Origin of the sequence: Gottschalkia acidurici 9a (genome assembly GCF_000299355.1) — a bacterium.
GTDB lineage: Bacteria > Bacillota > Clostridia > Tissierellales > Gottschalkiaceae > Gottschalkia > Gottschalkia acidurici.
Genome location: NC_018664.1, coordinates 1,180,060 through 1,199,054, shown reverse-complemented (window position 1 = coordinate 1,199,054; position 18,995 = coordinate 1,180,060). Strand labels below are relative to the sequence as shown.

The window sequence follows — 18,995 nt, the reverse complement described above, 5'->3', positions numbered from 1 at the left end:
TAAGCTTTTAAGTATTATTTTTATTAAAAATAAGTTGATAAATTATTTCCCCTCAATAACTTTTGGTTTATTCCAAGTTAATGTCGGAAAATATTTTCGACATTAATTTAAGTATTTTTTCTAAAATATGCGTTATTTCTAACTTTCTCATCAAAATTACCTAATATTAATGTAGTTTTATGGACTTATTATAACATATATTTTCCAATCATTGTGTATAACTTATGTAATAATTACATTTTAGGGATATATGGTAAGTGATTAGTAAAAAAATAGGGTAAATTATAGATAATATCTATAATTTACCCTAAGTATTTAAGAAATTGATATGAAAAGAGTGAAATCGATACCCAAAAATAAATAAAAAAAGGCACTCTATGAAAGAGTGCCTAATACAGGGAGCATATCTCACTATACCTATATAATCCTATCCCTGCAGCTCCATTATATAGCTTATAACATAATTATTACAATGCTAAATTTGTGGACTATTTTCCATCTATATACTTAACTTTAAAATATCACTTAACAAGTATATTTATGCAATAAACGCTAATCATATTATATTTATTTTGATACATATAAATATAAGGAGCTCTTTATAGACTTTCTATGAAGAGCTCCTTAATAAATCATAAACTTTATATAATCTTTTATAACTAATTATTTCTTATAACTTCAACCCTATATCCATCCGGATCAGTTACAAAGTAATATCCAGGTGCTTCCCCTGGCAATCCCATTAGATCTGTAACTGTATAACCCATCTCTATATGTCTTTCTCTAGATCCTTCTAGGTCATCTACTGAAACAGCTGTATGGCTAAATCCATTTCCTATTTCATAAGGAGTTTCTTGATCATAGTTATAAGTTAACTCTAGATCATAACTTCCTACCTCATCACTTAAATAAACTAATGTAAATTTATAATCAGGATGATCTATCCTCTTCTTCTCTATTAAACCTATTGCTTCTTTATAGAATTTCAGTGATTCTTCTAAATCTTTTACCCTTATACATGTATGTAACATTTTGTATTTCATAAGCTAATCGCTCCTTTGTTTATTAATATTCTTTATATAATTCGATTGTATCTTTACCTAAATTATACAGAATATAATTTATTATTTCAAATATGAATCATTATTACTCTATATTATTACCACAGATTAATAACTACTTTATGGTCAATATGTAAGTTACCTATAAAGAATCGAAAAAATTCTATCTTCTTTATAAGGTTTTATATAGCCCTAGAATATGCTAACTTATCTTGACTTCATAGTTTCTATCAGTAATAGGTTAACATAAGTGCTAGAGTTTTATCCATATCAAAGTTAACTTAGATAAAAATGTCTTAATTATTTGATCCCTTAGTATTTTTCTCCATATGATCCCTTCCCCACTTATTCATCGCTTCTAGCACTGATCCTAGTGACTCTCCAAGCTCTGTGAGTGAATATTCAACTTTTGGTGGAACTTCAGGATAAACTTTTCTATTAATAAGTCCATCTGCCTCTAATTGACGAAGTTGTTGTGTTAACATCTTCTGGGTTATACCTTTAATGCCTTTACTAAATTGACTAAATCTTTGTACTCCTTCATTGTGTAAATTCCTTAGTATAAGAACCTTCCATTTATGTCCTATAAGATTTACCGTATGTTCAATAGGACATGATTTATCACATGACATTCTAATCTCTCCCATCTACTTAATACTTACCATTTGGTCAGTATATTACAAAATAGTGCCTTATTGCGAAAAGTTAGTAACGGTTATATAGTAAGTATAAATCAATTTGATTTACAAGTAAAGGAAGTTTCATGTAAGTCTGGTTAACTAGAGTTAATTTTAAAAGAAACTTTTTATAATATTAATCCCAACTATGTATTAAGGAGTGTTATATATGGAACAAATTAAAGTTTTAGATGATTTATATCAATTTACTACAGAGAACAAAATAATTCCTTTAACCTTTAATCAATATTTGTTAATAGGAGATGAGCCGCTGCTTGTTCATACTGGGAGTCTACAACAGACAAAAGAGTTAGTTCCTAAAATAAAAGCTTTGCTTGACGGCAAAGATTTAAAATATGTATTTATTTCTCACTTTGAATATGATGAATGTGGTGGACTTGACTATTTATTAGATCATTTTCCTAATGTTAAGACGATCTGTTCAAACATCACACTAAGACAACTGAGTGGCTTTGGATTCACAAATGAGGTTATCATAAAAAAACCAAATGAAGTTTTAGAAACTAAAAGTTTTAAGTTGAAATTTATTGCGTATCCTTCCGAAGCCCACTTATGGGAAGGTCTATTAGCTATTGATTTGGATCGAAAAATCTTCTTTGGTAGTGATCTTTTCATAAAAGCAAATAATATGTTTGAAAAAGAATCTAGTTCAAGTTGGAAGAATGAAGTTGATAATTTAAATGAACAAAATATACCTTCTGTTTTTGAACTTGAAATATTAAAGAACAACTTAAGAAATCTTGATGTTGAATATATAGCAACAGGACATGGGCCATTTCTAAAACTATACTAATAAATATATTTATAAAATATAAAGAATCAATTTAAGGAGGAAAAACATAATGGAAAAAATTAATATTGAAAGTATACTTGAATTTGCATCTGATAAGAGTACACGCAAAGCTATCTTTAAAGAAAATCAACTTGAAATAGGTCTTCTTCTATATGCGCCTAACCAAACTACACCCGATCATACACACTCTGATATTGACGAAGTTTTTTATGTAATATCAGGTGAGGGTACAATTACAATAAATAATGAAAAAATACTATTAAAAGAAAAAGATATTATATTTTCTCCAAAAGGTGAAACTCATGGATTTTATAATACAAGCTCCTCTAATTGGGTTGTATTACAAGTAAAAATTACTGCAAATAAAGATATATAGTTACTCAATTAAATAATCTTTAAAACATTTTAACTTAAAAAAGGATAAGATTATTATCCTTTTTTAAGGAATAGAGTCTTTTTAATATTTTAATTTGATATTCATATTTTTTATAATAAAAAGACACTTTTGACTTTTGCCAAAGTGTCTTTTTACTATTTAATCCCTTCTGCTATTAAAATCTTATTTCTAAGAAGCTTTATAGAATCATTGATACTTGGTTCTTTGCTATTCATTTCAAAGTAATATTTTTGATATCTTTGAATAGCTTTTAAATCTAAAGAATAATTTATTAAATTATTAAGTGCTTTCTTTAGTGATCCTACTTCTCCATCACCTACACATTCCTCAGTATTTCCCCAACGGTAATACGGCTCTACATCATAAGTTCTATGCCCATCATGGTCATCTGATCCAACAAAATTATAAGTTCCCATGTTTTCCTTATTAGTAACTAAGTTGTTATCTTTATCATAAATACTCTCAAAGTGTCCACCTTTTTTAGATACAAACTTTAAGTTCAATATACCATCTATCCCATGCATATGATAAGCAGATTTGTGGGGTGGTACTAAAATCCAATTTTCTTTTTCTTTCAACAATTCCTCAAGTGTTTTTGGTGCTTTATTTATCTTATTTCTAAAGTAGTGAATTTTCTTAGTCATTACAACTTTTCTAACTAATTCATTTATTTTTTTACAAAACCTATAGAAGTCAGTAAATAAATTATATTTGAGGTCTTCTATTTCATACCTATCGTAAGTATTAAAGTCATCTATTAATTGCTCTAATGCTATTCCAGATCCATATATAGCTTCTATTCTGTTAATTTTATCAATATATGCAGGTGTTCCTAAATTACACTTCCATCCTAATAAATTATGTGGATATTCAAACATGTTTGTTAGATAATTATCTCCATAAGTATAACCACTTCTCCAGTATTGGTAACCATAGCAATTACATATATTCAAGTATGAATCATCTTTACTAAAAGATGTCTGAAACAATAGATTTCACCACCTTTATCGATATATCTTCATTTTTAGAATATAGCCATTATTCCATATATTTCAGATATAAATTTACTTATATTATATTACTCTGAATAGACTTTGATAGTTCATATTTTTGTTATGTACTAGATGGATATAATCTTCTAATTCAATGATATTCTTTATATTATATTTATCATACCAATTAATACTTTATGTAGTTATTATGTAATCAATAAATCTTATAAGTTTATTATAAAATACTCATTTTAATAGACTAATAAGTATATAAAAAACACCTATTTTTAGGTGTTTAAGTATTATTATTATATTTTTTATTGGATATAAACTATATAGTTCGCGGATTAGAATATACATATCAAATTACAAATATGATATATAATTTTTTTCATAACAAATATTGAAAGTATAAACCTGAGTGCTATCTTTAATATAATAATTTACGAAATCTAGTATTTATATATTTTTTAAATCACCCTAGTCTTTTTTAAATTCTATATATTTTCTATCTCTTTTTATCTGATATGATATGATTATTCCAATTATAAATGAAAATATCGCAAAAATATAGTATAGTTCGCTTATATCAATAATTAAAATCAAAGTAATTATAATAGTTTGTATAATAGCTATTTTAAAACGCCTTGCGTACAAATTCAAGGCTACGAAAAATACTATATATTTATGCATATCGTAGATTAAAAAAGAAGTAAAGAAAAAAGTAAGTGTTAAGTAAAATAATAAATTTATATTATGACTATCATATGATCTTGAAAGTATGTTCCAAGTAGCTTTTATAGTGCTTTCATTCTTTTTAGCTGCTTCTGCTTTCCCTATTTGATATAATGCAGTAAATAAGTTAACAATAAAAGTCCCTAAAATTATAAAAAGTAACTTTTCTATTTCTAATAAACTTTTTCCAAGAAATAATTTCAAAGCAATAAATGATAAAATAACCAACATTATAGTCCGAATAAAAAAAATTTTATATAGTTTATTTGTCACCTTATAATTACTATATTCTTTTTCATTATTAGCTAAAAAAACAGCAAACTCACTTATAGCATATACTAGCTGAACTACTACTTTTCCTTTTACATTCATATCTTTATCTATAAACATAATTAAGTAAAGTACAAAGGCCATTCTGATAGCTGCAAAACATGCTTTTTTTATTTTAACACTCTTTGTAAGAGTACTTTCTCTAAAGATTAATAACTCCATGATAAATAATATGCCAGGTATTATTGCCATCTTCACTTATAGCATCCCCCCTTACTTTAAATATTTCTTTGTCATTAAAATTATACTTATATATTAATATTTATCTCATAATTGTGCAATTATTTTATTCATAACAAGTTTCTATAAATCTAAATGTAGTATGTTTAATTTTAATTCTTATTAGGGAAGTTATGATATTAATCTAAATAAAAAATAGGCTATACTATTATATTATAATTCTATGGCCTATACTGTTAATATATCTTCTATTTAAGGAACTACTATATCTAATTTATTTTGTTTATTTCCTAATATCTTTTCCTTGTACACATATACCTAAAGAACATCATCCCTACTAAAACTTTAGACGTGTTTATTAATATTAGTACTGCAGTATAAAGCTTTAAATTATAATACTCATATCCGAATAAAAAATGATCATAATTATTTATAGTGAAAAATTATATTAATGGCTAATTCTAATATTAATTTGTACGATAACATAGCTGATTTCAATAATACACTTAATCTATTTATATATTTAATATATACAACATACTATTCTTAAACAAATATTTTTTCTAAAGCCTTTATCAATATATATCCTGCATATAAAAAATCTTTTTTTATTAGAAAATTGCCTTATATGATCAGTTGAATCTATATATTTTAGAAAAGTCCACATATAAAAAACACCTATACTTTAGGTGTTTTTATCTTATTTTAGGCTAGACTAAAACAAGTTATATAAAGTGAAATAAATAATAAATTATAGCAAGACTATATACTTAGTAAATACTGTTACAAATTTAATCTGTTATTATACTCCTATATCTAAAACCTTAAGTACTTTTAACCAGTTTATATATAATAAGAAATATCCGATTAAGTTAAGATATATTGAGAACAATTTACTTAGCGAATCTTTTCGATCATTTGTAATTTATTTTTCAGTTCCTCTAATTTTATTTGAAATTCTTTTTCTATCCTTTCTATTTCATGCTTAACCCCACCTTTATTATCTTGTTTACATGTTTCAAGTGCTACTATAAACGTTAAAATAGAACCTCCAATCCAAAATAAAGAAGCTAGTATTCTTAAGCTATCTATCCTCAAACTCTAACCCGCACTCGATTGCATCCATCTCCCTCCTTATTAATTTAGTTCATTTTATTATTCTAATTCATTGTGTTTCATCTTATGATTTTGGAAAGCTTCAAGTTACATAATATCGTCTATTTCACAATTTTATATCCTTAAAAAACTCATATTTCTCTTTTTTTATTAAATAAATTCTTTCTCGAAAACATAGAGTTTGCCATTTTCAGGAACCTTGAACTTAGGTCCTTTGAACCCTCTTTTTAGAAGTTCTTTCTTTAGATATATCATTAAAGCACCATGAATCACAATTAGAATATCTTCATTATTATGTAGGAGCTTTTCATCCAAAAGAGTCTCTATCTGTTCTTTTACATCTCTTATATAATTACTAGGTATAAGAAAGCCTAATTTAATTAAAATAGCCCAAAATAAAAATGGAAGTTTTATATCTTTTCTCAAAGGTAAATTTAATTGTATCTCTCTTAATTCTTTCTTTACAATAATGTTTCCGTTATAAATACTCTCTGCAGTTCTTTTAGCTCTTGGTAGATCACTTGAGAAGCATCTTTTCCATCTAATCTCATTAAGATTAACTTCACTCTCCTCTATTTCCGCTACATCATATTCATCAAACCATTTCTTAAGTTCTGTCGATTTTATAAGTATATTTTTTGGTAGTTATTTTTTTACTTTGAAGTGTCTAACTAAGCCAACTTTCATTTTATTCCCTCTCTCATTAAATGCTTTACTATTTATTTTCTACTATATTCATATTGAATGCTAATAAGTTTTTTAAAATATAAACTTACCTTGACATTAATTTTTTTCTTATTTTTCACCATAGGTTTATAAAATTTTTTATGAATTGCATATCTAAATACCCTGAAAGTTCCATATAAATTTTCATGAATACTATAGTCATAAACAAAGCAACTAAAAAGCTAAATATAAAATGAATGTAGTCCATAATTTCATTCCAATATTTTTTCTATATGTATTGTAATTTTAATACGTATTATTTGACTTTTATATCATAAAATCATTTATTAGTGATAAGATTACTAAATATTAAGAATTCTTTTTAATATATATATTTAGTGCTTTTATAACTAATATCATTGTGTATATACCAAGCCCTATTAGAGCTAAATATATTATAATAGGTATTAAAGCTATCCATTGTAATGACATAATATTTAAATCATCCTTTCTTATATATTAGCTTTACATAAATATAGTAACTAAGACATCAGTATAAATATACCTTTAGAATAAAGTATTTAATAAGGTCTAGCTAACTGGATTTATTATACCATATAGCTTTTAATTATTGGATATTATTTATATATAAGTATTAAGTATCTATGTTATATAACTGATATTTAACCATAAAAAATCAGGCTGGAATATAGAATTCTTCTATAACATGGAATTACATTTCTTCAATTCTTTCTTATCTTATATATTAAAAAGAACATGTTACTTTATAAATAGATTGATTCTGTTACAAAGTTGATGTAACAGAATTTTTTATGTTCTTATTCTTATATTTAACCGTTTTTTAAATTTGATTTAGTCTAACCCTTCTAATAATTATTAGGAAGTTAATCTTAATATAATGCAGTTTGCTTATTATTCAGTAATATTTTATTGAATAACGATAATTTATTATTGACTTAAAGTTAATCTAAAGTTATAATATCTTTAGCTAGTTAAAAGGAGGACTTTTTATTATACAGAAATAATCGTCAGTATAATTAAAACCTATAGTTGTTTTTTACAGCATTTTGACTTATTTTCATTTTTTATTTAATCTAAAAACAAACTATTTGCATAAAGGAGAGTATATAATGAAAAATAAATATTTATTAGCTTCTACACCAATATTCTTAGGACTCATTTGCATTATTACTTCTACCATAATTGGTTCAAGATTAGAACCTGATGGTACTTTAGTTGAGCCTTTTTTTCTGATTCCATTAACTTATATTTTTGTTTTTATTGGAATTATCTCATTATCATCTGTAGCCATCTTCTCAGCAGTCAAAAAAAGAAAACATAATTAGTAAATAAACTAAAAAAGCCAACTTCCTTAACATACAGGAAGTTGGCTTTTTTATATCAAGTTTACTCACAAGTTTATGTAATCTTGCTTAAAAGTGACACAAGTTTCACTTAAAATAAATATATAAAGATACAAAGTAAAATCCTGAATGTTTTTTTGATCATTTAGGCTTATGTAACTAAGTTAATCGTACATTATATACATATAATTTCTTTATGGTAGAGGCAGATTATCAGGCAAAATCCACAATAGATATATCGGAGATTCCTGATGCTCCTCTCTTTTAATGCCTTAGCGGGAAAAATGGCGTATGTACTTGCGCCGCAAGGACTGTGACAACGAGATGAATGTTAGGAATTGTCGTGTTATGAGATGTTAATTTTCTTTCTGTTTATGATTATAATCTCCAGTTCAACATTAAGTCATTTTACTTTCATAACTTCTATATATCAAATTCCTCACTTAATGATTTTGCAAAACCATCTATACCAGGAAACAAAGTTTCGTTAGTAATATTCATTAATTTCAAATCTCTTCGTATTTCATTATGAAATTTCTGGGGAATTTTCACCTTGAGCAAAGCACATTCTTCATTCAACATATCAATTAAGTCATTGTAGTCATCAATCTTTTTACTTTTTGGTAACGCTTTCTGATATCTATTTACTGTTAAAGAGAGATTATACTCAAACGACTGCTGTCCCTCAAAAGGTACTGCAAACAAACCTTGTTGTCTAGATAATCGTTCATGTAAATTAAAAGGTTCTATCAACATAACCAGCGGACTTCTGACTTGATCCTTTAAAACTTGATTACAGTATTCCTTAGTGCCGTAGATGTTTTTATTTTTTAAGCCTCTCCATATCTCAGTTTCAAGTCCTTTATCATAAATTAACTCTTTATTAAGACAATAAACAGCAGATTCTTGCAATGCATTATCCGTTGAAAAAAATAATGCTACATAATACGAATATGAAAAATCCAACAACCTCGTTGATCCTCCGTGATGTTGAAGCAATGATAACCATTCAATTACATCATCTTTTTCTGGCACTTTTTCAATATATTGAAAAGCTCTTCTCTGAAACTTAGAAATTATGTTTTTTTCTATTATTGGTATTTTTCTCATATCAGAATTATTGGCTAAAGATCCTCTCTCCAATGTAGTTTGAAGAGACCAAGAGCTATTTGATTGTCCTCTAAAAACCCAATTTTTAATATATTCAAATAAATTTCTACAATCATTCCATGACTTTATCGTATATTCACAAAAAATATTTTCTTGGTGATTTTCAATTTTCATTATTGCATCTCCCTATTTTTATTATCCTTATTTTAAAAATTATTAGAAAATTAATTTCTCATAACGTCTTGTGTTCCTGATGTTTCTCAATCTTAGGTTGAGGAATATTAGGAACACACTGTTAGGTGTAGTTGTCAACTCAATCTTTAATCCATTACAATATTAAATCTTTTAATTAGTTTTAGAAACTCTTCTACATACGTCTGTTGTAAAATTTTACTGTCTTTGTTTACACTATAATCAATACTAAGAATATTTTTATACCCTCATATTTTTCACTATTATACTCTTCATCTTTTAGTGTTGCAGTTAAAATAACTTGCTTATCAAGTTCTATGTAGTTTTCAAGCATTATCTGTTCCTTTTTAGATGATAATTCACCACCTCTAAAGGCATCTATAATTATCGGATATTGATGCTTAAAATAACTGTTTATTGCCATTAACCTTGCATAATAATATTCTTGTTCTTCACTACCTGAATAAGTTTCATCTTTTTTAGTGAAAAGCTCGTCAAAATATAAATTACCATTAGGATCTACCTTGCTATAATAAGAATTCATTTTCTTAATTATCGTTTCTAACATTTTCTTATTTTTATCCTTTGACTTTTTATCCATATCCATCTCATATACCTTACGGTTTTCTAACTCTACCAATTCTCTCTGTATTTCAGATAATCTTATATCATAGTCTTTATCTTCTAATATCTCTTCTGAACACAATAGAATTTCCCATACTTCTGTAGGTAGACTTCTCATTGTTTCCTTCAATCTGTTCTGGTCACTGTTAATATACTCTGAGTATTCATCTATAATCTCACTTTTAATTTTTATCTCTTCAGTAATTGATTGTAATATTTGATTCCGTACTGTTTTATTACTTATTTCAAAATTTATATCTTTATTAGAATAAATAATTTGTTTACTTCCACACTCCCCACAAATAACTTTTCCTTGCTTTATTTCTCTATTTAAAGAATTTAACTCCTTAACTAAATTCTCCAACTTAATTTTTCTGTTAAATTCACGAGCCCTACTATTTTTATATTTTGTTATGCTATCTCTAATATCTTGAATCTTTTTTGCCTGCTTTTTATATTCTTCAAGGTCATTTGTTTTATTTGTAAGCTGAGCTACTCTAGAATTCTTCTTCTTTAACTTCATTAACTTTTTAATATTCTTCATCTCTGTTTTTAAATCATTAATTTTCTCTTTATCTTCTTCTTCTGAAATAGTTCTATCTATTACTTGGCAACCATTTAGGCTATACAGCATATTAATAAAGTCTTCTTTGTTATATCTTCCATTGTTAATAGTATTAGACGTATTTCTTTTGTCTTGTCCAATGAAAAATAGTTGATAAAATAACGACATATCTACTAACTGTTCTTCATCTTTTTTTCGTATTACAGGTAATTCAAATAAATTTCTATTTAAAAAATACTTGAGTTCTGAAATACTTTCACAAATTCTAAATAAAGCTTCTCCCTTCACGATAACTGTATTTCTTTTCCTCAAGAATTCATATCTTTTATCTTTAATTCTTATACTAGTGTAAAAATAATAGTCATTATAATTAAAACCACTTGGGAAAATTGGTGAATTACCTAGTGCAAACATCATTCCTTGCATTAATAAAGTTTTTCCTTTATTATTATCATCACTATAGATTACATTAACTCCTTTTCTTAAGCGATTTTCCACAAAGGCTTCATTTTCATTACCAAAACCAACCTTCTCAATTATCACAATAATCCCTCCTGAACAAGTGAGATGAAATAAATACAACTTATTTCATCTAGTGTATGCACCCGCTTTATTACTTTTCGTGGTATCATATTGAATAACTTTCTACTACTTTTCTTAGGATTATCTTTAACTACCTTAACCACCTTCTCCATAAAAGTCCAAAATTCTTCCTTACTATCCTTATTGAATAGTGTCCGACTCAAAGATTCATTACAATCTTGAATAATATCTTTTACGTCATCTTTATTTAATTCTTTTATTTCACACAAAAACTCAAAAGGTATATTATTTTTATTAAATATATCAATACCGATTAACCTATTTATTGTCACAACCTCTAAATCATTTTTCTTAATTACTCTATTGAAGTTTAAAACATCTTTTACTGATGAAATTGTTATTCCTTCAATGCAATTATTTTTTAAAGCTGTTTGCATATCCCTTATCTCGTCAAAAAGCTCTATAAAGAATTTCTTACTTTTTATATCTTTATTTTTGAAATTCACAATGTTTTTTGTATAATTTTCTTTTTCTGTATCTGCAACAACAAACGTTACTTTACTAAGAAAATCTTCTATTTCAACAATCTTTAAATCATCATCTTTGTTTCTTTTTATAAACTCAGTACATAATCCTTCCTTAATTTTGAATACACATTCATCTTTGAAATTATTTATCGAATATGTTGTTAAGCTTTCATCATTGAGATAACCTTCTCTTAACTTTGGTATAAATAATATGTAATGATTAAATTCTATTTGGGAAAAATAATTTTTAAATAAAGTAACTAGTGCAACCCCAACGGTCTTTGGTCTTAATGATTTTACTCCTTTAGATTGTACATCCCAAAGCGCATCTAATGAATCATTACCTCCAGTAACATCGTTAAAACAATCTATCATTAATACATCAATATCTTTGCTATCTTTACGCATACATAAAAGATACAGTAATGATTTTGTTTCATATTCAGATGCTTTTTGATTGTTTTGTTCTGTATTTTTAAATGTATACATTAATAATACCTCCCTTATATGTTGATATTTATAAGTGAATATTAACTCTGATATGAGTTGACAATTTCAACTAACGTCTTCATATTCCTGATGTTTCTCAAACTTAGATAATTATTATCTTAGTTTGGGAAATGTCAGGAATACTTTGTTAAGTGATATTTCTGAATCAACCTTATACTAACTAAATTATTTTTATCGAATAATTTTTACCATTCTACTACAATATCTTTGAATATGACTTTCTTTCACTATTTTATATTAAACTCTATGTATATTTTTGATAACTCACAAATCATTAAATGTTCATTTACCTACAGCTTATCTTTTCTAACCAAGCTTTTATTTCCAATTTAGCAGTATGCTTCATTTCCATATTTATATAAGTAATACCTTTTAAGTCAGAAGCTATCTTAGGGTTTCCCTTAGTACAAAATATTACTTTGCTTCTATCTAGTGCTCCTGTAAAAAGTCCATACTCTATTAATACATTATCTCGAGCTTGGTTTAGCATATCTCCTCTATACCATACTTCGTCATCTTCATTAAATATAAATATAGCAGCATCAACACTTTTACTGATATCTATCAAACTATCATACAAATAGTTTCCTGCTATAAATGTGCCTGGTTGATTCCAAGGTAAAGCATCATGTTTATACGACTCAATTATTACAGCAATTTCATCCATAACTTCCTCTGCTTCTTTAGAACTTCCTAAAAAAATCTTCATTTTTTTTCCTCTCTTTCTTTCACTTATATTAACTATCTTAGTTTTTTTATCATTCTTCAACGCATCCACTATCAATGTTTTTTCTTGATTACCATTTTTACTATCTTGTCTTATAAAATCTAATGGATTAACCTTTTTAGCCCTGATATTTTTAACATTCATAGTACTTTTATTTTCATATATATTTAAAGAATATATAATATCTTTCCATCTTACATCGTTAATATTGCAATAGAACCCACATTCTGGACACTCAATTTCTTCTTTAGTCTTATCATATATAATACAAATTTCTTCCATACACTGTAGACAATCAATTTTTATTTTAGTTCTTAAAATATTTAATTTACTTAATTCATAAAAAAATGTTACAGAAGTATTTTCATCTTTATCCATACTTTCAGCAAAACCATAAGGTGATAGATTGTCTTTATATTTTGTTGGAAGCTTTTCTATCCACTGTTTGAAGGCTATCCAGTAAGCTGGATTCAAACTCTTTATATCTGTCAAGTGCATAATAAAACTCTCCTTCATCGTATTTAGTATAAAACTGCATTTTTAAAAGTTCTACATCACCAGTGTCATATGTCACCTTCCAAGGTGAGTTACTTATATTCCAAATCAATGTTAGCTTGTTTAAACTTCCTTTATTCTCCATCGACTTTCTCAAACCCATGAATGCATCTGAAATAAATACGGACTTATAAGAATTCTCTCCTTTAACCACCGCATTAACTGTTCCATCGTTAAACTTAATATATGTAACTAATCCATTAAATTTTGAAATCTCTTCATCCAATTTAAAGTGATAAAAAAAATTTGAAACCAATATATGTTGTATCATCTTATTTATGCTACTCTTTATATCAAATATATTGTTTTGTTGTATTTTTACTTTTATATCACTAATGTTAATAGCATCTTCAAGTGTTCTAGAACACTCTTCAATAGCATCATCTACTCTACTTTCTTTATCTCCTGAGATTTTTTCGAATACCTCATCAACTAAACTCTTACACATGAAATAAATAGCTCTTCGGTGGTCTTTTCCGAATATTTCCGTGCTAATATTTAATACATTCTTTATTTTATTAGTAAAATAAAGAATAAGCGAATTATATCTGAACTTTTCATCTAAAACATTATATTTGCGATATGCTTTTGTTATAATCATTTTTTTATCTAAGTTTATTTCTATAGGTATATAACTTTGTGTCTCTAAAGGTGATCCACCAGAAATAGTAATTATCTCTGTAGCAAATATAATTCTCACTTTGACAATTCTCTGTTCCACTTTATATATTTTAATAGCAACCATCTTTTCTTTTTTTTCTTCAGACTTACTGAAGAAAGTAGACGATATCTCATTGTGATTTAAACCAGATATATCATAGTTTTCTTTTAGGATTTGCTCTAAAATCTCTTCATTATCAACAATATTTCCTACATCTGCTATATTCCAGATAAATATTTCTTTATGATATCCATAAAACAATGCATCAAATAAAAAATCATTAAGATTGTTTATATCAAGCGCTCCCTTGTTAAGCATATCTGATATAAAATAACTAATCTCTTGGCCTTGTTCTTCATATTTAGACATAACTCCTTCCTTACGAAAAAAGTCATGAAAAGAAGTATTATGTATGTTACTGCATATGGATTTTGAAAATAAAAATATGAATTCTCCATAAATTACTCTCCCTCTCTATCGTTATAAATTTTATGCTTCAACTTATAATGTTTACTGTAAGTATATTATGATTGTTTTTTTGCTTTTCCAAATCTATATATGTCACTTAACTAAAGTATTCACGACACTAATGTCATAGTATATGCAAATCCTATGGTATTGCCGACATTGGTATCGGGAATACTTGCTATAGACATTAAACTATATCAATCTTGATTTTCTTGTAAATCTTCTGGCTTGTCTACTGAACCTTGTATGTTAGACAATTTTTTTGTAATATGTGTATATATTTCAGTAGTTTTCGAACTTGAATGACCTAAAAGTTCTTGTATATATCTTAAATCTGTTCAACTTTTTAGCATATGTGTTGTGAAAGAACGCGTAAGAGTATGGACTAATATATCCTTATTTATTTTTGCTAGTAAGCAAAGATTCTTGAAAACTCTTTTAACACTTCTTTCAGCAATAAACTCTTCTTTGTTTTGTCCTAGAAACAACCATACTTCTGGTTTATATATACTATAGTATTTTCTTAATTGCTTAAGTTCAGTTTCTTATGAAAGGGTATATCTATACTTTCATCCTTTACCTTGAACTACAAAATAAATATTTTTTGACTATCAACGCCCCTTACATCATCACAAATATATTCCATTTAACCCAATATATCATATATAATTTAAGCCATCAACATAATCTGTGTATTTATTACAAAATCTTCATTTAAGTGCCGCAACATAAAAAAAACCTCTATAGTAAAGTTTTACCTATGAAAAGTTCTCTAGTTTACTATTTATTTATAGAGTTAATTTTTCATAATTACTTTTTAATATTTTAGACATAAAAAACACCTTTATCTAAGGTGTTTGTATTCATATAATTTAATTGTGACTTTTTGGTGGAGGCGGTGGGAGTCGAACCCACGTCCGAAAGCACTTTACTAAGAGCCTCTACGAGCGTATCTGCCGTATTTAAAATTTCGCCTCATAGAACGCCCAACAGAAGGCTCCCTAATCAGCTATTCCCAATTAGTCTACTGTAGGTCGGGAAGTCCCCTATAGTAGTTCCCTGCTATAAGTTGACACTTACTTCTAGTGGGCAGGACCACTAGGGTAAGTGAGCGCCTTAAATTAGGCAGCTAATGCGTAATTATCGTTTGCGTTTATATTTAGTTGCCACTTTTTACGTTGTTTGGCGACAACGACCCGCTACTCTTAGCTCCACACCCCCGTCGAAACCATTTTCGCCCCCAGGATGTTTTTAGTATTTTTCACTTAAATGCTGCTTCATTCTTCTTTCAGCATCTTTTTTAGCTATGTCTTGTCTCTTATCATACAATTTCTTACCAACTGCTATTGCTAGTTCTATCTTAACTTTACCATCTTTTAAATATGCACTTAATGGTATTAGTGAATATCCTTTTTGAGCTATAAATCCAATAAGCTTGGATATTTCTCTTTTATGAAGTAATAATTTTCTCTTTCTTAAAGGGTCAGTGTTGTATATATTTCCTTGTTCATAAGGACTAATATGCATATTCAATACAAAAACTTCTCCATCTTCTACTAAAGCATAACTGTCTTTTAAGTTAATTTTACCTTGTCTTATAGACTTAACTTCTGTTCCAGTTAATACTATTCCCGCTTCTATAGTATCTTCTATGGAATAGTCATGTCTTGCTTTTCTATTAGTTGCTATTATTTTTCCTGTATTTTTTTTCATCTTAATCACCAACCATTTTTTAAGTCCAGAACTAATTGTAACAAATTATAGGTTATATGTCAACTAGCTCAAAATATTTTTTGCATATTTTGTAATTAATGTAATCAGACTTAGCCAACAATTTTGGCTGACTAAGTCTAATATTTTTTACTCTTCTTCTTCTGAAGATTCCCTAACTAATGCAAATTCTACTCTTTTATTTGCAATATTAGCTTTTAATACTTTTATCTTTACTCTATCCCCTAGTTTATATATTTGCTTCGTTCTTTCACCCATGAATCCGTATATCTGTTCATTATAGTTATAATAATCATCTATAAGTGAACTTATATGAACAAATCCTTCTACAGTATTGTCTAATTCAACGAAAAATCCTGAAGGTACTGCTCCAGATACAAATCCTTCATATTCCTCTCCTATTTTATCCATCATGAATTCTACTTTCTTTAAATCATCAGTATCTCTTTCTGCCTCATCTGCTCTTCTTTCCATTTTAGACGTTATATCCGCCACTTCTGGTAAAATCTTTTTCAGTGTAGAAATTCTTTTATCTGTAATTTTACCATTTATAAATTCTTTTATAATTCTGTGTATCTGTAAATCTGGATATCTTCTTATAGGTGCTGTGAAGTGACTATAATACTCAGCTGCAAGTCCAAAGTGCCCATCAATATCAGCACTATATCTTGCCTTTTTAAGAGATCTTAACATTAGAGTACTTATAACAATTTCCTCTGGTTTTCCTTTTATTTTATTAACTAATGATTGAAGTTCCTTAGGATGAACTTCCTGAGTACCTTTTAAGTGATAACCAAAGTTACTAATGAACTTGTTGAACTCATTTATTCTATCCATATCTGGATCCTCATGTACCCTATATAGGAATGGTATCTCTGTCCAGTACATATATTCTGCTATTGTTTCGTTACTTATTAGCATAAATTCTTCTATTATTCTATTTGATATTCTTCTATCATATTTAGTAATATCTATTGGTTTTCCTTTTTCATCTAGTATTATTCTACTCTCCGGAAAATCAAAATCTATACTTCCTCTAGATTTTCTTTTATTAATCAATATTTCACATAGATCTTCCATATGCTTTAAGTCCGTAAGTATATGTTTATACTTTTCTTTAAGCTCAACATCATCCTTTTCTAATATATCTGATACGTCATCGTATATTAGTCTCTCACTACTACTTATAACTGTTTCAGCTATTTTCTGATCTACTACTTTACCTCTGCTATCCACTTCCATAATTACACTTAGTGTAAGTCTATCTTCATTTGGTCTTAAACTACATACCCCATTAGATATTTTTTCGGGAAGCATAGGTATAACTCTATCTACCAGGTATACACTTGTTCCTCTGGTTAATGCTTCTTTATCTAAAGCTGATCTTTCCCTTACATAGTAAGTTACATCCGCTATATGAACTCCTAGCTTATAGTTTCCATTCTCTAGTTTTTCAATAGATACCGCATCATCAAAGTCTTTTGCATCTGGTCCATCTATTGTAAATGTTCTTTCTTTTCTCAAGTCTAATCTTCTTGCTATTTCTTTTTCTGGTATCTCTTCAACTATCTCATCTGATTCCATCATAACTTCGTATGGAAATTCTTCTGGAAGTCCATGTTGCTTTATAATAGTCAATATATCTGTTCCTGCATCATCTTTATGTCCTATTATATTTATTATTCTACCTTCTGGATTACGTCTTTTTTCTGGCCATTTTGTAATTTCTACTTCTACTATTTCACCAGTTTTAGCTCCATTAGTTTCTGTCTTTGATATAAATATATCCATATTGATTCTGTTATCTGAAGGAACCACAAATCCAAAGTTTCTACTGCTCTCATATGTTCCCACAATAGTCTCATTCACTCTTTCCAGAATTCTTATAACTTCTCCTTCTTTACTCTTTGCATCTGGTCCCTGCATAGTTACTCTTACTATTATCTTATCTCCATGAAGTGCCCCATTTAAGTCTTGTGCTGATATAAATACATCATCTATTTCTTTATTATCTGGTATTAAGAATCCATATCCTCTACGATTACCTTGAAGTGTTCCTACTATTAAATTCATTCTTTCAGGTATTCCATATACATTTGTTTTAGTTCTTAATATACTTCCTTCCTTCTCCATTTGCTCAAGAACTTTATAGAAATCTTTACGCTGCTCTCTATCTATATCAAATTTATGTGCTAATTCTTCTCTAGACATAGGTTTATAAGCCACTTCTCTCATAAATTCCAGTATTTTATCTTTTATAATCATTTTATACCTCCAAAGTCTATACTTCTATTATATATTTAATTTTCCTCATTTACACTATTACTATACTATTAATTTCTTCTTCATAAATATATATCCTTCTATTTGCTTTAAAATCATCTTTTTTAAAGTTTTCATAAAAATAAAAATAAGGCTGACTATTATGC

General features: G+C 27.3%; 17 protein-coding genes and 1 other RNA gene. 3 read left to right on the top strand and 15 right to left on the bottom strand.

All coding sequences use genetic code 11. The annotated features are described in order from the left end of the window. Positions 1–659: 659 nt before the first annotated feature. Both gloA and CURI_RS05615 read right to left on the bottom strand, forming a co-directional pair. Positions 660–1,043, bottom strand: coding sequence for a lactoylglutathione lyase (gloA, locus tag CURI_RS05620; RefSeq protein ID WP_014967262.1), 384 nt, complete (start codon positions 1,041–1,043; stop codon positions 660–662). 314 nt (positions 1,044–1,357) lie between these two features. After that, positions 1,358–1,693, bottom strand: coding sequence for a winged helix-turn-helix transcriptional regulator (locus CURI_RS05615; protein ID WP_014967261.1), 336 nt, complete (start codon positions 1,691–1,693; stop codon positions 1,358–1,360). Between the two features lie 214 nt (positions 1,694–1,907). Here CURI_RS05615 and CURI_RS05610 point away from each other — a divergent pair, with 214 nt between their 5' ends. Then, positions 1,908–2,552 (top strand): oxygen-binding di-iron domain-containing protein, encoded by a 645-nt coding sequence (locus tag CURI_RS05610; RefSeq protein WP_014967260.1) that lies wholly within the window; start codon positions 1,908–1,910, stop codon positions 2,550–2,552. 49 nt (positions 2,553–2,601) lie between these two features. Further along, positions 2,602–2,928: a cupin domain-containing protein gene (locus CURI_RS05605; protein WP_014967259.1), complete on the top strand. Its 327-nt coding sequence runs from the start codon at positions 2,602–2,604 to the stop codon at positions 2,926–2,928. Positions 2,929–3,083: 155 nt separating this feature from the next. Here the strand turns inward: CURI_RS05605 and CURI_RS05600 are convergent, their stop codons facing one another. The 5 genes from CURI_RS05600 to CURI_RS16325 form a co-directional block, all read right to left on the bottom strand. After that, entirely contained in the window at positions 3,084–3,938 is an 855-nt protein-coding gene (locus CURI_RS05600) for a hypothetical protein (protein WP_014967258.1), read from the bottom strand. Positions 3,939–4,421: 483 nt separating this feature from the next. Beyond that, a complete protein-coding gene (locus tag CURI_RS05595; RefSeq protein WP_014967257.1) occupies positions 4,422–5,204 on the bottom strand; it encodes a hypothetical protein in 783 nt (260 codons plus the stop codon). A gap of 879 nt (positions 5,205–6,083) precedes the next feature. Beyond that, a complete protein-coding gene (locus tag CURI_RS05590) occupies positions 6,084–6,284 on the bottom strand; it encodes a hypothetical protein (RefSeq protein ID WP_014967256.1) in 201 nt (66 codons plus the stop codon). Positions 6,285–6,452: 168 nt separating this feature from the next. Further along, positions 6,453–6,728: a hypothetical protein gene (locus tag CURI_RS16075; RefSeq protein ID WP_014967255.1), complete on the bottom strand. Its 276-nt coding sequence runs from the start codon at positions 6,726–6,728 to the stop codon at positions 6,453–6,455. 609 nt (positions 6,729–7,337) lie between these two features. After that, positions 7,338–7,460: a hypothetical protein gene (locus tag CURI_RS16325; RefSeq protein WP_266353907.1), complete on the bottom strand. Its 123-nt coding sequence runs from the start codon at positions 7,458–7,460 to the stop codon at positions 7,338–7,340. Between the two features lie 659 nt (positions 7,461–8,119). On the opposite strand from CURI_RS16325, the gene CURI_RS05580 reads away from it, so the two are divergent. Further along, the gene (locus tag CURI_RS05580) at positions 8,120–8,335 is read left to right on the top strand and encodes a DUF3955 domain-containing protein (protein ID WP_014967254.1); all 216 of its coding nucleotides are present in this window, start codon (positions 8,120–8,122) and stop codon (positions 8,333–8,335) included. A gap of 441 nt (positions 8,336–8,776) precedes the next feature. Here the strand turns inward: CURI_RS05580 and CURI_RS05575 are convergent, their stop codons facing one another. The 8 genes from CURI_RS05575 to rnr all read right to left on the bottom strand — a co-directional run bounded on the left by CURI_RS05575 (position 8,777) and on the right by rnr (position 18,831). Beyond that, entirely contained in the window at positions 8,777–9,637 is an 861-nt protein-coding gene (locus CURI_RS05575) for an FRG domain-containing protein (RefSeq protein WP_014967253.1), read from the bottom strand. A gap of 229 nt (positions 9,638–9,866) precedes the next feature. Continuing rightward, a complete protein-coding gene (locus tag CURI_RS05570) occupies positions 9,867–11,387 on the bottom strand; it encodes a hypothetical protein (RefSeq protein ID WP_014967252.1) in 1,521 nt (506 codons plus the stop codon). Next, positions 11,384–12,403 (bottom strand): hypothetical protein, encoded by a 1,020-nt coding sequence (locus CURI_RS05565; protein WP_014967251.1) that lies wholly within the window; start codon positions 12,401–12,403, stop codon positions 11,384–11,386. Before CURI_RS05565 ends, CURI_RS05570 begins: the two co-directional genes overlap by 4 nt. Before the next feature lie 307 nt (positions 12,404–12,710). After that, entirely contained in the window at positions 12,711–13,649 is a 939-nt protein-coding gene (locus CURI_RS14985; RefSeq protein WP_051003970.1) for a TIR domain-containing protein, read from the bottom strand. Beyond that, complete coding sequence (locus CURI_RS05555) at positions 13,564–14,736, bottom strand: hypothetical protein (RefSeq protein ID WP_014967249.1); 1,173 nt, start codon at positions 14,734–14,736, stop codon at positions 13,564–13,566. Before CURI_RS05555 ends, CURI_RS14985 begins: the two co-directional genes overlap by 86 nt. A gap of 986 nt (positions 14,737–15,722) precedes the next feature. After that, positions 15,723–16,077, bottom strand: a transfer-messenger RNA (tmRNA) gene (ssrA, locus tag CURI_RS15285). Positions 16,078–16,086: 9 nt separating this feature from the next. Next, on the bottom strand, positions 16,087–16,548 hold the full coding sequence (gene smpB, locus CURI_RS05550; RefSeq protein WP_014967248.1) for an SsrA-binding protein SmpB: 462 nt from the start codon (positions 16,546–16,548) through the stop codon (positions 16,087–16,089). 147 nt (positions 16,549–16,695) lie between these two features. After that, positions 16,696–18,831 carry a ribonuclease R gene (gene rnr / locus CURI_RS05545; RefSeq protein WP_014967247.1) on the bottom strand — a complete coding sequence of 712 codons (2,136 nt, stop codon included), beginning with the start codon at positions 18,829–18,831 and terminating at the stop codon, positions 16,696–16,698. Positions 18,832–18,995: the final 164 nt, after the last annotated feature.

Coding starts and splice junctions, on each gene's coding strand:
- gloA (WP_014967262.1), bottom strand. CDS start 1,043: ATGAAATACAAAATGTTACATACATGTATAAGGGTAAAAGATTTAGAA.
- CURI_RS05615 (WP_014967261.1), bottom strand. CDS start 1,693: ATGTCATGTGATAAATCATGTCCTATTGAACATACGGTAAATCTTATA.
- CURI_RS05610 (WP_014967260.1), top strand. CDS start 1,908: ATGGAACAAATTAAAGTTTTAGATGATTTATATCAATTTACTACAGAG.
- CURI_RS05605 (WP_014967259.1), top strand. CDS start 2,602: ATGGAAAAAATTAATATTGAAAGTATACTTGAATTTGCATCTGATAAG.
- CURI_RS16325 (WP_266353907.1), bottom strand. CDS start 7,460: ATGTCATTACAATGGATAGCTTTAATACCTATTATAATATATTTAGCT.
- CURI_RS05580 (WP_014967254.1), top strand. CDS start 8,120: ATGAAAAATAAATATTTATTAGCTTCTACACCAATATTCTTAGGACTC.
- CURI_RS05575 (WP_014967253.1), bottom strand. CDS start 9,637: ATGAAAATTGAAAATCACCAAGAAAATATTTTTTGTGAATATACGATA.
- CURI_RS05565 (WP_014967251.1), bottom strand. CDS start 12,403: ATGTATACATTTAAAAATACAGAACAAAACAATCAAAAAGCATCTGAA.
- CURI_RS14985 (WP_051003970.1), bottom strand. CDS start 13,649: ATGCACTTGACAGATATAAAGAGTTTGAATCCAGCTTACTGGATAGCC.
- CURI_RS05555 (WP_014967249.1), bottom strand. CDS start 14,736: ATGTCTAAATATGAAGAACAAGGCCAAGAGATTAGTTATTTTATATCA.
- smpB (WP_014967248.1), bottom strand. CDS start 16,548: ATGAAAAAAAATACAGGAAAAATAATAGCAACTAATAGAAAAGCAAGA.
- rnr (WP_014967247.1), bottom strand. CDS start 18,831: ATGATTATAAAAGATAAAATACTGGAATTTATGAGAGAAGTGGCTTAT.